Source organism: Rhodoferax sp., assembly GCF_030646845.1.
Classification (GTDB): Bacteria; Pseudomonadota; Gammaproteobacteria; order Burkholderiales; family Burkholderiaceae_C; genus Rhodoferax.
The window spans coordinates 1-13,930 of the sequence record NZ_JAUSLE010000032.1 but is presented as its reverse complement, the minus strand read 5'-3'; the positions used below and the strand labels follow the sequence as shown (position 1 = coordinate 13,930).

Annotated in this window: 11 protein-coding genes and 2 pseudogenes; 9 read left to right on the top strand and 4 right to left on the bottom strand. The window is 62.5% G+C overall.

Features of this window, described 5'->3' with window-relative positions; all coding sequences use genetic code 11:
* Nucleotides 1–37: 37 nt before the first annotated feature.
* From hemA to Q7T10_RS08695, 6 genes are all read left to right on the top strand, one after another.
* On the top strand, nucleotides 38–1,297 hold the full coding sequence (gene hemA, locus Q7T10_RS08720; RefSeq protein ID WP_304747506.1) for a glutamyl-tRNA reductase: 1,260 nt from the start codon (nucleotides 38–40) through the stop codon (nucleotides 1,295–1,297).
* Between the two features lie 149 nt (nucleotides 1,298–1,446).
* Nucleotides 1,447–2,547, top strand: coding sequence for a peptide chain release factor 1 (prfA, locus tag Q7T10_RS08715; protein ID WP_304747505.1), 1,101 nt, complete (start codon nucleotides 1,447–1,449; stop codon nucleotides 2,545–2,547).
* On the top strand, nucleotides 2,498–3,376 hold the full coding sequence (gene prmC / locus Q7T10_RS08710; RefSeq protein WP_304747504.1) for a peptide chain release factor N(5)-glutamine methyltransferase: 879 nt from the start codon (nucleotides 2,498–2,500) through the stop codon (nucleotides 3,374–3,376). Before prfA ends, prmC begins: the two co-directional genes overlap by 50 nt.
* A gap of 243 nt (nucleotides 3,377–3,619) precedes the next feature.
* Nucleotides 3,620–3,874, top strand: a complete 255-nt coding sequence (locus tag Q7T10_RS08705; RefSeq protein ID WP_304747503.1) for a ParD-like family protein — start codon at nucleotides 3,620–3,622, stop codon at nucleotides 3,872–3,874.
* The gene (map, locus tag Q7T10_RS08700; RefSeq protein WP_304747502.1) at nucleotides 3,874–4,665 is read left to right on the top strand and encodes a type I methionyl aminopeptidase; all 792 of its coding nucleotides are present in this window, start codon (nucleotides 3,874–3,876) and stop codon (nucleotides 4,663–4,665) included. Before Q7T10_RS08705 ends, map begins: the two co-directional genes overlap by 1 nt.
* Nucleotides 4,666–5,590: 925 nt before the next feature.
* Nucleotides 5,591–8,125: a hypothetical protein gene (locus Q7T10_RS08695; protein ID WP_304747501.1), complete on the top strand. Its 2,535-nt coding sequence runs from the start codon at nucleotides 5,591–5,593 to the stop codon at nucleotides 8,123–8,125.
* 437 nt (nucleotides 8,126–8,562) lie between these two features.
* On the opposite strand, the gene Q7T10_RS08690 is transcribed toward Q7T10_RS08695, so the two are convergent.
* Nucleotides 8,563–8,982 (bottom strand): DUF2267 domain-containing protein, encoded by a 420-nt coding sequence (locus Q7T10_RS08690; protein ID WP_304747500.1) that lies wholly within the window; start codon nucleotides 8,980–8,982, stop codon nucleotides 8,563–8,565.
* 114 nt (nucleotides 8,983–9,096) lie between these two features.
* The gene (locus tag Q7T10_RS08685; RefSeq protein WP_304747499.1) at nucleotides 9,097–9,573 is read right to left on the bottom strand and encodes a peptidylprolyl isomerase; all 477 of its coding nucleotides are present in this window, start codon (nucleotides 9,571–9,573) and stop codon (nucleotides 9,097–9,099) included.
* Nucleotides 9,574–9,828: 255 nt separating this feature from the next.
* Between Q7T10_RS08685 and grxD the strand changes: the two genes are divergently transcribed.
* Nucleotides 9,829–10,152, top strand: coding sequence for a Grx4 family monothiol glutaredoxin (gene grxD / locus Q7T10_RS08680; protein WP_304747498.1), 324 nt, complete (start codon nucleotides 9,829–9,831; stop codon nucleotides 10,150–10,152).
* A 196-nt stretch (nucleotides 10,153–10,348) separates the two neighbouring features.
* A pseudogene (locus Q7T10_RS08675) lies at nucleotides 10,349–11,344 on the top strand (AAA family ATPase).
* Between the two features lie 30 nt (nucleotides 11,345–11,374).
* Here Q7T10_RS08675 and Q7T10_RS08670 read toward each other — a convergent pair.
* Entirely contained in the window at nucleotides 11,375–12,019 is a 645-nt protein-coding gene (locus Q7T10_RS08670) for a lytic transglycosylase domain-containing protein (protein ID WP_304747497.1), read from the bottom strand.
* Complete coding sequence (locus tag Q7T10_RS08665) at nucleotides 12,016–13,761, bottom strand: proline--tRNA ligase (RefSeq protein ID WP_304747496.1); 1,746 nt, start codon at nucleotides 13,759–13,761, stop codon at nucleotides 12,016–12,018. Before Q7T10_RS08665 ends, Q7T10_RS08670 begins: the two co-directional genes overlap by 4 nt.
* 92 nt (nucleotides 13,762–13,853) lie before the next feature.
* Between Q7T10_RS08665 and Q7T10_RS08660 the strand changes: the two are divergent.
* Nucleotides 13,854–13,930, top strand: a pseudogene (locus tag Q7T10_RS08660) (RNA pyrophosphohydrolase); the annotation flags it as partial.

The following is a 13,930-nucleotide window of genomic DNA, read 5'->3' as shown; positions in this document are numbered from 1 at the left end:
AAGTCTTGGCAGCGCGGTCTGATTTTATAATCACGATATGGCAGTCTGGGCTTTGGGCATCAATCACACGACCGCGCCGCTCGATCTGCGCGGCCGTTTTGCGTTCGCCATCGACCAGATCGAGCCGACTTTGCGGGGTTTGCGCCAGTCCCTCTCGCGCCAGCCGGAGGCCGCCCTCATCTCCACCTGCAACCGCACCGAGATCTACTGTGCCGGCGACAAGCCCGAGCTGGACCACACGCTGGACTGGCTGGCCCACTCCGGCGGTGTGTCCCCCGCCCTGCTGCGCGCCCATTCCTACACGCTGGAAGACGGCTTCGCGGCGCGCCACGCGTTCCGGGTGGCAAGTGGCCTGGACTCGATGGTGCTGGGCGAGCCGCAAATCCTGGGACAGCTCAAGGACGCCGTACGCGCCGCCGAGGCGGCAGGCGCCCTGGGCACCACGCTGAGCCAGCTGTTCCAGCGCTCGTTTGCCGTAGCCAAGGAAGTGCGCACCTCGACCGAAATTGGCGCGCATTCCATCAGCATGGCCGCTGCCGCCGTGCGCCTGGCCGGGCAATTGTTTGAAGACCTGGGCGAGGTGAAGATTCTGTTCGTGGGCGCCGGCGAGATGATTGAACTCTGCGCCACGCACTTCGCCGCAAAGACTCCCAAAGGCATCGCCATTGCCAACCGCACGCTGGAACGCGGTGAGAAGCTCGCCACCCGTTTTGGTGGCGAGGTCATGCGCCTGGCCGATCTGCCCGACCGGCTGCACGAGTTTGACGCCGTCATCAGCTGCACCGCCAGCACGCTGCCCATCATTGGCTTGGGCGCAGTAGAACGTGCCCTGAAGCGTCGCAAGCACCGTCCCATGTTCATGGTCGATCTGGCGGTGCCGCGCGACATCGAGGTGGAAGTCAAGGCGCTGGAAGACGTGTACCTGTACACCGTGGACGACCTGGCCGGCGTCGTGCAGACAGCGCAGGCCAGCCGCCAGGCGGCGGTGGCCCAGGCCGAAGCCATTGTGGATGCGGGTGTGCAGAGCTTCCTGCACTGGGTGGACCAGCGCGGCTCGGTTCCCCTGATTCAGCAGCTCAACGCCCAGGCAGACGAATGGCGCGCGGCAGAAATCAACCGCGCCCGCAAACTGCTGGCCAAAGGCGAAGACGTGGATGCCGTGCTCGAAGCCCTGTCCAAGGGGCTGACGCAGAAAATGCTGCATGGCGCCATGGCCGAGCTGCATGCCGGCGACGCCAGTGCCCGCGAGCGCGCCAGCGCGGCCATCCAGCATTTCTTTTTGCGCAAAGAACGTTAGCGACGCTGACTTTGCGGCCCCCCGCGCCGCCGACGCCCCTTGACGGACTTGGGGCAGGCCAGGCCGGTGGTGACCTTTCCCCCTATGTGTCCGCACCGTTTTGATCCAGCCTGTAGACGCCACACTTATCTTTGCGCCCTTATCCCCCCATGAAACCCTTCCTCCGCCAACAACTCGCACGCTACGCCGACCGCCTGGGAGAGCTTGAATTTCTGCTGTCACGCGAAGACATCATGAAGGACATGAAACAGTTTCTGGCGTTGTCGCGCGAGCACACCGAGGTGTCCGCCGTCGCCAGCCGCTGGGCGCGCTACCAGCAGCGCGAAGCTGACCTGGCCGCCGGGCAGGAGATGCTGGCTGGTTCTGCCGCCGACGCCGACATGGCAGCCATGGCGCAGGAAGAGATGGATGACGCCACGGCCGAGCTGCAGCAGCTGGAAGGCGAGTTGCAGCGCATGCTGCTGCCCAAGGACCCGGACGACGCGCGCCCCGCCTTCGTCGAGATCCGCGCCGGTACCGGCGGCGACGAGTCGGCCCTGTTCGCCGGCGACCTGCTGCGCATGTACACCCGCTACGGCGACCGCTGTGGCTGGAAGACCGAGATCGTCAGCGAATCGCCCAGTGAGCTGGGCGGCTACAAGGAGGTGGTGGTACGGATCGAGGGCGAGAATGTGTACGGCGCCCTCAAGTTCGAATCGGGCGGGCACCGCGTGCAGCGCGTACCCGCCACCGAAACGCAGGGCCGCATCCACACCAGCGCCTGTACCGTGGCGGTACTGGCCGAGCAGGACGAGGCCGAGGCCATCAAGATCAACCCGTCCGATCTGCGCATTGACACCTACCGCGCCAGCGGCGCCGGCGGCCAGCACATCAACAAGACCGACTCGGCGGTGCGCATCACCCACCTCCCCACCGGCATCGTGGCCGAATGCCAGGACGGGCGCAGCCAGCACAGCAACAAGGCGCAGGCACTGAAAGTGCTCACCGCCCGCATCCATGAGAAAGACCGCAGCGAACGCGCCGCCAAGGACGCTGCCGAGCGCAAGAGCCTGGTGGGCAGCGGCGACCGCAGCGACCGCATCCGCACCTACAACTTTCCGCAGGGGCGCCTGACCGACCACCGCATCAACCTCACGTTGTACAAGCTGCTCTACATCAGGGAGGGCGACCTGGACGACGTGGTGCAGGCGCTGCAAGCCTATGAAGCGGCTCAGCAACTGGCCGCGCTGGAGTTGGGTGGAGGCGGCTAAGGTGTCCACCGTCGCACAGGCACTTGCCACAGCCCAGTCCCGCGGCGTCGACCGGCTGGACGCGCAGTTGCTGCTGCTGCACGTGCTCGGCAAGCCAGCGCATGACCGCGCCTGGCTGCTCGCCCATGACACCGATGCGCTGCCACCTGCCGGGCAAGCCGCCATGGATGTCTGTGTGCAGCGCCGCGCGGCGGGTGTTCCGCTGCCCTACATCACCGGCCACAAAGAGTTCTTTGGCCTGGACCTGCAAGTCGACGCCCGGGTGCTGGTGCCCCGGCCGGACACTGAGACGCTGGTGGAATGGGCGCTGGAAGTGCTGGCAGAGCTGCCGGGTGCAGCGGTCATCGACCTGGGCACCGGTAGCGGCGCCATCGCCCTGGCGCTGAAAACCACTCGCCCTGACCTGCAGCTCACCGCCGTGGACGCCAGCGCCGACGCGCTGCAGGTGGCCCAGGCCAACGCCCGCCGGTTGCAGCTGCCGGTGGAGTTCATGCAAGGTTCCTGGTTGACCGATGTGAGCGGCCGCTACCACGCCATCGTGTCCAATCCGCCCTATGTCGCCGCCGCAGACCCTCACCTGGACGCGCTCACGCATGAGCCGCTGCAGGCGCTCGCCAGTGGCGACGATGGCCTGGACGACATTCGCCAGATCGTCTCGCAGGCGCAAGCGCACCTGTCTCCCGGCGGCTGGCTGTTGCTGGAACATGGCTACGACCAGGCGGCCGCCGTGCGTGCGCTGCTTTTGGACGCCGGCTTTGAGAACGTGCAGTCGCGGCAGGACTTGAATGGCATTGAGCGCTGCAGCGGTGGACGCGCGCCAGCAGCCTGATTTCAAACCAGTTTAATGATACTTTAGGGCTCTGGCCCTCGTGGAATATGCGCAGACAGCTATCAAGTTAATAGCAAAATGCAAGACTCACCGGGGTGCCCAACACGACCGTTTCTTTGGCAAGGTTCTGACGTCTATGTGTCCAAAGCGGTCTTTAGGGCCACATCGAGCTCATCTACCCGAATGACGCCGGGCCATATGAAGCGTATATACTTCATATACATTTCATATACGAGGTCACTGATGGGTATTGTAAAAATTTCAGACCTGATGCATGAGAACCTACGAGTGGCGGGGAACGCCCTTAGCAGGTCTATCAATGCGCAGGCAGAGCACTGGATGCGAGTCGGCATGCTGACCGAGATGCACCCAGAGTTGGACCACCGAGAAATCTGCCAACTGTTGATACGGGCTGAACTCGCGGGGGGGCTGGATATCGCCGGGGCTGTCACAGGCCAACTTGGAAAGCCCAGGGCATCCTCGGCTGAAAAACACTGATGGCTCACGGCGTTCCCATCAAGTCCGCCGAGGAACTCGAGATGACGCGGCGGGCCGGCCGGCTTGCCGCAGAGGTTCTCAGCATGGTTGAGGCACACGTGGTGCCGGGGGTGAGCACGGAGACGCTCGACCGAATCTGCCACGACCACATCGTGAATGTCCAGGGCGCCATTCCAGCCAACGTGGGGTATCTCGGGTATCCCAAGACCATCCTCACCTCCGTCAATCAGGTGGTTTGTCACGGCATCCCCTCGCACGACAAGATTTTGAAGAAGGGCGACATCATCAACATCGATGTCGCCGTCATCAAGGATGGCTGGTTCGGCGACACCAGTCGCATGTACTTCGTCGGAGCCCCCAGTACGATGGCTCGGCGCCTGGTGGAGACGACGTACGAGGCTTTGCTGGCCGGAATACGGCAGGTCAAGCCCGGCGCGACTCTGGGCGATGTCGGTCACGCCATCCAGTCGGTCGCTCACCGAGAGAATTTCAGCGTTGTGCGCGAATACTGCGGACACGGCATTGGACAGGTCTACCACGATGAACCGCAAGTGCTGCACTATGGGCGGCGCGGTGAAGGGCTTAAGCTGGAACCGGGGATGGTTTTCACCATCGAACCGATGCTCAACGCAGGCAAACGCGAAACCAGGCAATTGCCCGACGGGTGGACAGTGGTGACAAAGGACAGGTCTCTGTCCGCCCAGTGGGAGCACATGGTGGCTGTAACGCCCGAGGGATATGAGGTGCTTACGCCTTGGCGAGGAGGCACAGGTGCTTACGCGCCGGTTTGACACTCAACTTGGGCGAGGCTTGGCTCTGGGCAATTGCGTCAATGCAGACAGGTAGCTCATGGTTTCAGGTCTTGCATTGGTCATGTGGGAGCCGCTGTCGAAGGTCTGTTTCTGGTCGAGACGTGCCTGACACGCCCGAGCCCTTTCCGGTCATTCACGAGAGGCTCCTGGAAGTCAAGTACGCAGCGGTAGCCGTCGGTCACGGTTTGCGGCTATGGGTCAGGACTGGGCCAGAAGCGGCCCGTCGTCGATGGCCGCTCTCGGTCAAGTCATCGTGTCGAGTGGACTCCTCCGTGGCTACCCAACGTGGGGACTCGCGCGGTGATTCGCGAATCCTCGCCACCGCGCTTTGGGGCACGTCTGTATGTCGATGAAGAACACCTGCCTGTGCAGAAACGGAGGGCACTCGGCCCTCGACCCTCGACCCAGGCAAGGCACAGCCCAGACGAATGAACTGCAATGCTCCGCTTCTGACGGACACGGGCACGCAGGCAGGGCCGCTCTTCGTTGGGTCAGGCCAGTTTGGCGCAGAGTCTCAAGTCGCATCCCGACTCTGGTCCAACTCGCATTGGCTATGGCGCCCACAGGTCGATCCCGTGCCGTCGTTTCCCGCGGTACAGCGCTCGGAACCATCGCCGACATCCGCCGCCTCGGGCCGGCTCAGCAAGCCGTCACCCCGTGGATGTGCTGCGGAAGACGCGGTCCGCCCCCTAGAACGTAGCCGCTTGCAGCCACGTCGAGGCTCCCCGTCGAGGTGCATCTGTGCTTTAATGAATCGTGCTGGTGATCGATGGCGACAACGCCCAGGTGAAGACATCGGCAGCAGTCGAAGCACGGCACCACGCTGCACCGCGCCTTCGCGATCGCATCGGTTCTCCATGGAACGCTGCGTCTGATCCTGCCGGCGCACCACAAGGAGCCAAACATGAGTGATCCCGCATTCATCACCAAACTGGGCCAGGGCCTGTATCTGGACAGCGACGGCGTCCTGCACCAGGGCCTGCCGCCAGCGAAAGCGCCGAAGTACGAGATGCCCGGTGGCCCGTTGACCGACAAGAACACCATCGACAAGCTCGCGAAGGTCTTCAAGGAGATTGGCGACGCCATTCCTAACAAGGACGACGCCGCCAAGTTCAAGAAGTTCCAGGACGCCATGATGAAGCTGGGCGGCAAAAACTCCGAGGACTTGGTGAAGGTCCTGGGCGTGATCGGAAAGATCGCCGGCGCAGTGGGAACCGCATTCGTCGTGCTCGGCGTAGCGGTCGCGGCGGCAAAGATGCTCGGCCTGTTCGGAGACGGCCCGGATCCGCTCGAAACGCTGATCACCGCGCGCTTCGAGGCGCTCGACCGGGAGATTCGTTCGCTGCAGACCCAGATCAGTTCGCGCGACCTGCGCAGTCAGCGCAACGCGATGATGAGTGCGCGGGCGGCCGTGGAGAGCTTTGTCTCGCAGCGTGACAGCGGAACGATGGTGGTGGCCGCCGCGGAAGCGCGGCTGCAGAACCTTACGAACTTGCTCCAACTGGTCTCGAGCACCGAGGTGCTGAACTTGCTGGACTCCAGCACTTACGTCGGCTTCTTCGATCCGGACGAGCATAAGAAGGTTTACCCGTGGATCACGCGCAACTTGTTTCGGTTGCCCGAGGGCGCGGCGCCCGAGTGGGTCCGGTTCCCCCCCGTCAATGCGCCGATCTTCGACAGCCGCTTGGCCGTTCCCCTGGGCGCCCAGGCGGCTCAGACCTTTCTCAGCCTGGTCGTCAGCCTGTTCCCCGACTACCGAACGACCGGCGACTTTCGCCCGCAGCTGCGCAATGCCGCGCAGAAGCTGACGGAGTTGGCCGCGAGTATCAAGAACGTTACGCTCGCGCGCACGATGTTCACCGCCGCTGATTTCTCCGACCTTGTCACTGACTTCTACGTTGTTGACCCGTTGCCGGGCCTGACCACACCGACTTTGAAGCCGGACTATTTCCGCGTCATCGGCGCCATCGACCTGTGCAACCAGACTGATGCGTTCTTCACGGACGCGTGGGCACCTGCCGCCGTGCCGCAGCCCGGGCCCACCCGACGCGGTAGCCTGGACTTCCGCTGGATGCCGCCGGCCAAGCTGGCGCGTACGAGGGACGCGCTCGGGGTGGTGCACGACGATGGAACGCCGATTCGCCAGTATCGGATCACCAACGCGCAGGAATGCGCCGATGTGGCCAACGACCAGTCTGCGGCCGACTATGCGAGCCTGCTGATCTCGAGCGGCTACATGACGCTGACGCACTTGGCGTCCCAGTTGCGCCACGCCACGACGCAGCCGATCGTCAGCGACACGGTGCGCGGCGACGTGTTCGTCAGGCGCACCGCACAGGCGGGCGCGGAAGTCACCGTGCATAGCAAGCCCGCCTTCACGTACCCGCCGCGGCCCGATCGCGATCGGGACATCGTGGCGCAGGCCTGGCGGGTGCCGCATGCCACCAAGGCCGTCATGCTTTGCATGACGCAGCCCCTGCCGCGTACCACCCTGATTCACTACCGCGTGTTCTTGCGCACATTGAAGCCGCGCGGTGCGGCCTCCGTCTGGAACGAGCCCGACTACGAGTCGGTGCAGCATACCGAATACCGCCCGGACCCATTGCATCCGGGCTTCGACCGGCTTTACCTCCATACGGCGGCATCGGCCGTGCTGGGCCAGGAACTGCTGTTCGAGGGCACCACCACGACCGAGAAGCGCCAGGTGAAGAGAACGGTGCAGACGGTGGCACACACCTTTGACTGGTGGATTCCTACCCAGCCGCTGCGGCGCTTCAACCCGCTAGACACGATCGACGCAGTCGTGCACAACCGGCTTATCGATGCGGGGGTGCAGCCTGCCCCGGTTCCCGCCAGCCCGGGTACGCCCATCCATGCCGGACTGGCCATCGAGCGGCACTTCGACCAGGTGGTGGCAGAGAAACCGCCGATCATCATCGGGCTCGAGGACGCGAAAGATGCGCCGCCGTGGACCGGGTTCCACCGCGAGGCCGATCAGAGGCCCGTGCTGATGGAGGTGGACGCAACGTGGCAAGACGGGCATCTCCGGGTCGTGATCGACAACCGGCCGGAGGACCGCAACTATGTGGCCTGGCTGGTCGTCGAGGAAAAGTTCGGCAGTGTCGAGTCTGACGAACAGGCGCCCAAGGTGCTGCACACCGCCTTTAAGGTCCCGATCACCGGGCAGCTCACGTACGTGCCCCAGTCGTTGTTTGACGAAGAAGGAAAGATCCATGTCGAGCGCGAGTTGTTCTTCAACGAGTTCGCCACCTTCCTGACACCCGAACCCGGCGAGAAGATCTTCGACGAGATCGATCCGGTCGAGCTAGGGACTTCGGCGGGCATCGAACGATTCCTGGTGCTCGCGAAGCAACGCCAGCCCGAGGTGTTAATTGACTTCGCCAGCCGGTATTTCGGCAAGAAGATTCCGGGTGGGTAGCGGACACGCGCATGATCTTTGGCGGCTTCGAGCAGGTGGTCGAAGTGAAGGCCTGAACGGCGGTGCGACTCCGCACCTGGATGTCGGGTGCGCACGACGGGTGATTGACGCAGACCGTGGGCGCTCAGGCAAGTGCTCCCTGGCCGGCGCGCAAGTGGCCCGTTCCCGCTCCAACTGGTGCCCCCCTCGACGATGCAGGTCCGACCGACCGCTATGGGGCGCCGATTTCAGGGCAGCGGATGTCGTCTCAGGGTCGGGTCCGGCAGATGGCCGCGGAAAGCTGAATGTCGCTTGCCAGTCTTTTTGAGCCCGTCGGATTCCGCGGCTGAACGTCAGCTCCCGGTCGAAATCGCCAGTCCGAACCGTGCCCGTAGCGGCCATTCAGAATTCAATCTGAGTCACTTCATCCCGTGAGCCGAAGCGCATGGAAGCTCGCATCACGCTCGCCAGAACTGGGCCGCTTCCTCGGGGAGCTTTGCGAGGACTCTGTCCAGTGCGGTCTCGTCGATGTTTCTCCGCAAGGCTGTCGCGACATCTTGAATGGCTGTATCCGGCGCAAAGTTGTGCGCTGAGCGCAGGGCCTGAACTTCTTTGGTCATGGCTGCCCGGTCTTCAAATGCTCGCCGAGGTTCGTCGGTGTTCCAATCCGCTGCAAAGATGGCACGGACGACGGCAGGAAGCACGTTGGCGAATAGCGCGGCGTCCCTGACGCTGAGGCGACGACGAAATGCCTGCAGGACACCTTGCACCATGGTGTAGGCCATGTTGGTGGTGGCTAAACCCGATATGTCGCGTGCGTCGACCATGAATTTTTCAAACTCTTGCGAAGCACGCTGGTATTCAGAAGGCAGTGTCATGTGATGGGGCGCCTTTCTCGCAGCTGTGGGCACTACGTGCGGGTGCTGCCGACTCGATGACTGCTCCTGGTCGGGGGCAGCCCTTCATTTCATGTCTGCACGGCACCCCAACCGTCAGTGGCGGTGCCCATGCTCGCCATGCACGTGCTTATGAGCAATCTCCTCTTCGGTGGCGGCGCGAACCTCCATCACCGTGACGGCAAAGCGCAGCGCCTTGCCCGCCAGCGGATGGTTGCCGTCCAGCATGACCTTGTCGCCCTTGATCTTCATGACGGTGAACACGTGCGCGTGCCCGTCTTCGCCCCGGCCTTCCAGCTGCCCGCCCACCTTCACGCCCGGCGGGAACTGGGTCTTGGGGATGGTTTGCACCAGACTCTCGTCGCGCAGGCCGAAGGCATCCTGCGGCTGCAAGTCAAGCGTCACCTGATGGCCCGCCGTCTTGCCCTCCAGGGCCTCTTCGATCTTGGGGAAGGTGTTGCCGTAGCCCCCGTGCAGGTAGACCATGGGCTCACTGCTTTCCTCCAGAAGTTTGCCATTTGTATCGGCCACCTTGTAGCGCAAGGTGACGGCTGTGTCTTTTTCGATTTTCATAAGTGTGCTTGAGTTGGTAGTGTGATTATCAGCGAGCCATTTTCGCGCGTTCGCAGGCGGCATCGCAATGGTGTGCGATCGGCTGCCGGGTTTCCTGATTTTGCATCAAATTGGCATGTAGCCCCCGTGGTATATGCGTCAACAGCTATTGTTTTAATAGCAAATGAAACAACCCCTTCCAGGTGCAGGGTTACCTGCGGCACGGTGCCGGCGAAGGTGAAATAATTACGCCATCTATCTACTGGGACTATGGACATGAGCAACACGCAACAACGCATCGACGAACTGGTCAAATCCAACGAGGTCGTCCTCTTCATGAAGGGTACCGCCAGCTTTCCCCAGTGCGGCTTCTCCGGCCGCGCCATTCAGGTTTTGAAGGCCTGTGGTGTCGATCCGAAAGACGTGAAAACGGTGAACGTGCTGGAAGACGACGAAATTCGTGCCGGCATCAAGGATTACAGCAACTGGCCGACCATTCCGCAGCTCTACGTCAAGGGCGAGTTCATTGGCGGCTCGGACATCATGATGGAGATGTATGAGAACGGCGAGCTGCAACAGGCGCTGGCGGCAAAGGCCTGACACCCAGTTGCGCCGTACCCGGCGCGCAGACAGGCGCAGATGCTGCCTGCACCAAAACGAGCCACCTTGCGGTGGCTTTTTTGTATCTTTCCAACAGTGTCACCAAACCGTGCCTTTATTCCGTTAAGTGCGGGCACAACTTATGCTTGAATGAGCTTGTGGTTCTTGGTTCGAAATTGTTGCCCAGGAGGCCGTGATGGAATCTCGCAGTCTTGTTCCGCAGTCTTCTCCCTTCCACTTGCCGGTGGCGCAAATGCGCCGTGTGTTCCACCCAGATGAGGTCGAGCGCAAGCTGGCCAAGCTGCAGGAGCACGAGCACGACAGCCTGCGTGCCACGTACCGGCGCATGCTGGAACGCGGGCCGCAACGCTTTCAGGTCAAGCCCTCAGGCGTGCCGGACATGGCCAGCCTTTACCAGGCGCTACCCAATTTCACCGATGTGCTCGACGACGTCAAACGCCATGTCGCCCTGGCCGAGCACAGCCGCGACGGCTTGGAGGTCACCCCCATCCTGCTGCTCGGACCACCCGGCATTGGCAAGACCCATTTCGCCAAGAAGCTGGCTGACCTGCTGGGCACCGGCATGAGCCTGGTGCCCATGAGCTCCATGACGGCCGGCTGACTGCTGTCGGGCTCGTCATCGCAATGGAAAGGCGCCAAACCGGGCAAAGTGTTCGAGGCGCTGGTGGACGGCGAATATGCCAACCCCGTCATCGTGGTGGACGAGATTGACAAGGCCAGCGGCGACGCGCAGTACGATCCGCTTGGGGCGCTGTACAGCCTGCTGGAGCACGACACGGCGCAGAGCTTCACTGACGAGTTTGCCGAAGTGGCCATCGACGCCAGCCAGGTGATCTGGATCACGACGGCCAACGACGAGCGCGCCATCCCCGAGCCGATATTGAACCGCATGAACGTGTTCACGGTCGAGGCACCTTCCCTGGAGGCTGCCCGCCAGATTGCCCGCAACCTGTACCAGACCATTCGCAGTGAGCATGGCTGGGGCGAGCATTTTGCCCCCGAGCCACAGGACGATGTGCTGGATCAGCTGTGTGAACTGGCACCGCGGGAAATGCGCCGCGCCCTGATGACCGGGTTTGGCAACGCCAAGCTGGACAAACGCGAAGAAATCAGCGCGGCCGACCTGCCCAAGGCGGGTCTCAAAAAGGGGCAGATCGGTTTCCTGCAGTGAGCCCCTTCATGGAAAACGACGGGCCATGACTCAAGGGGATCCAAATTCCCACAGCCTTTTGGCGCCCAGCACGGCGTTCGGATAGGGCGCCTTGCCCCGTGAGCCGTTGTAGCGGCCCAGCGCCAGGAACAGATCGCCCTTTTCGCGGTCCAGGTAGTGGCGCAAGATCACGCAGCCAAAACGCAGGTTGGTTTGCATGTGAAACAGCTTGCCTGCGTCACCATCGCCCAGCACTCGCGTCCAGAACGGCATGACCTGCATGTAGCCGCGTGCGCCCACGCTGGAGACGGCGAATTTGCGGAAATTGCTTTCCACCTGGACCAGGCCCAAAACCAGGGAGGTATCCAGGCCGGCACGCCGGCTTTCGTACCAGATGGTTTGAAGGAATTCCTTGCGGACCTGCCAGTCCGGTTTTTTCTTCTTCAGGCGTTCGCTCACGCCTCCCAGCCAGCGCAGGTACTTGAGGCGGGACTCGGTATCGGGAAACTCCGGAATCGGCGGGGCGTGATTGGCGATGGCCGAGCTCAAAGCCGAGCGCACTGAATCGACCAGCGGCTCCTCCATCTGGCGGCCCGCTTCCGCCGGCTCATGGATGGACAGCCATCCAAGCCCCGATGCCAGCGACAAGAGGCTGGCCCGCCGCGATACGCCCGCTGTCACCACAGGCAAGGTCACGCCGCCAGTCTGGACTGGATCAAGCCCAGAATTTCAGTGACGCTCACCGCCGTCGCTGCCACATCACGGCGATGCTGGTATTCAACCTGCCCCTCTTTCAGGCCACGGTCACCGAGAGTGACGCGGTGCGGCACACCAATCAGTTCCCAGTCGGCGAACATCGCGCCGGGACGCTCACCCCGGTCATCCAGGATCACGTCCACCCCCGCGGCCAGCAGGTCACCATAGAGCTTGTCGGCGGCGGCTTTGACGTCGGGAAAACGGTCCGGGCTGATGGGGCACAGCACCACGGTAAAGGGGGCCAGCGCGTCCGGCCAGATAATGCCGCGTTCGTCGTGGTTTTGCTCAATGGCGGCAGCAGGCAAACGGGTAATGCCAATGCCGTAGCAGCCCATTTCCATGAACTGGGGCTTACCGTTGACGTCCAGGAAGGTGGCATTCATGGCCTGGCTGTATTTGGTGCCAAGGTAAAACACATGGCCCACCTCGATGCCGCGTTCAATCGCCAGCACGCCCTGGCCATCGGGCGAGGCATCACCGGCGACGACGTTGCGGATGTCGGCCACCAGATCGGGTTCGGGCAGATCACGCACCCAGTTGACGCCGGTGATGTGGAAATCCACCTCGTTGGCGCCGCAAATCCAGTCGCTCATCACCGCCACTTCACGGTCGGCGACGACCTTGACCGGCTTCTTCATGTTGATCAGACCCAGGTAACCGGGTTTGCAGCCGAAGTGCTCTTCAATCTCTTCCTGCGTGGCAAAGCGGAAGCCGCCTTCCATGCCGGGAACCTTGTTGGCCTTGACCTCATTCATGTCGTGATCGCCGCGCAGCAGCAGCTGCCAGATCTGCGTCTTGACGACTTCTTCATAGTCATTGAGTTCGTCAGTCGCCAGCACCAGGGACTTGACGGTCAGTTGCAGCGGCACTTTCAGGTACTCGGCCACATCGGCGCAGGTGCTCTTGCCAGGGGTTGCCGTCTTGGTCATCGCCTGCGCCGGAGCCTTGCGCGGGCTCTGGGGCGGCAAGGCTTCGGCCTTTTCCATGTTCGCCGCGTAGTCGCTGGTGGGGCAATAGACGATCGCGTCTTCACCGGTAGCGGCAATGACCTGGAATTCCTCGCTCAAATCACCACCGATGGCACCACTGTCGGCCGCAACGGCACGGTAGGTGAGCCCAAACCGGTCAAAAATCCGGCGGTACGCCTGCGCCATCACCTGGTAGCTGGCCTTGGCGGACGTCTGGTCACGGTCAAAGCTGTACGCGTCTTTCATGATGAATTCACGCCCGCGCATCAGGCCAAAGCGGGGACGGCGCTCATCGCGGAATTTGGTCTGGATCTGGTAGAAGTTCTTGGGCAGCTGTTTGTAGCTCTTGATTTCCTGACGCGCGATGTCCGTTACCACTTCCTCGCTGGTTGGCTGCACCACGAAGTCACGATCGTGACGGTCCTTGATGCGCAGCAATTCGGGGCCCATCTTGGTGAAGCGGCCGGTCTCCTGCCAGAGCTCGGCGGGCTGCACCACGGGCATGCTCAGCTCCACCGCACCAGCACGGTTCATTTCTTCGCGCACGATCGCCTCCACCTTGCGCACGACCCGCAGCCCCATGGGCATCAGGCTGTAGATGCCGGCACCGAGCTTTTTGATCATGCCGGCGCGCATCATGAGCTTGTGACTCACCACCTCCGCGTCCGCAGGCGCTTCTTTGAGGGTGGAAATGAAGAATTGGGAGGCTTTCATGGCGGGAATCCGGGAGTAACTAAGGGCGGCGCCCCTTGATGCGCAGCGCTTGCTGTGCATAATGGACGAAGTTTAAAAATTGGGGTTTGATTATGCTTGACCGGGACGGCTTTAGGCCCAACGTCGGCATCGTCCTGCTCAACCAGAAAAATCAGGTGTTCTGGGGCAA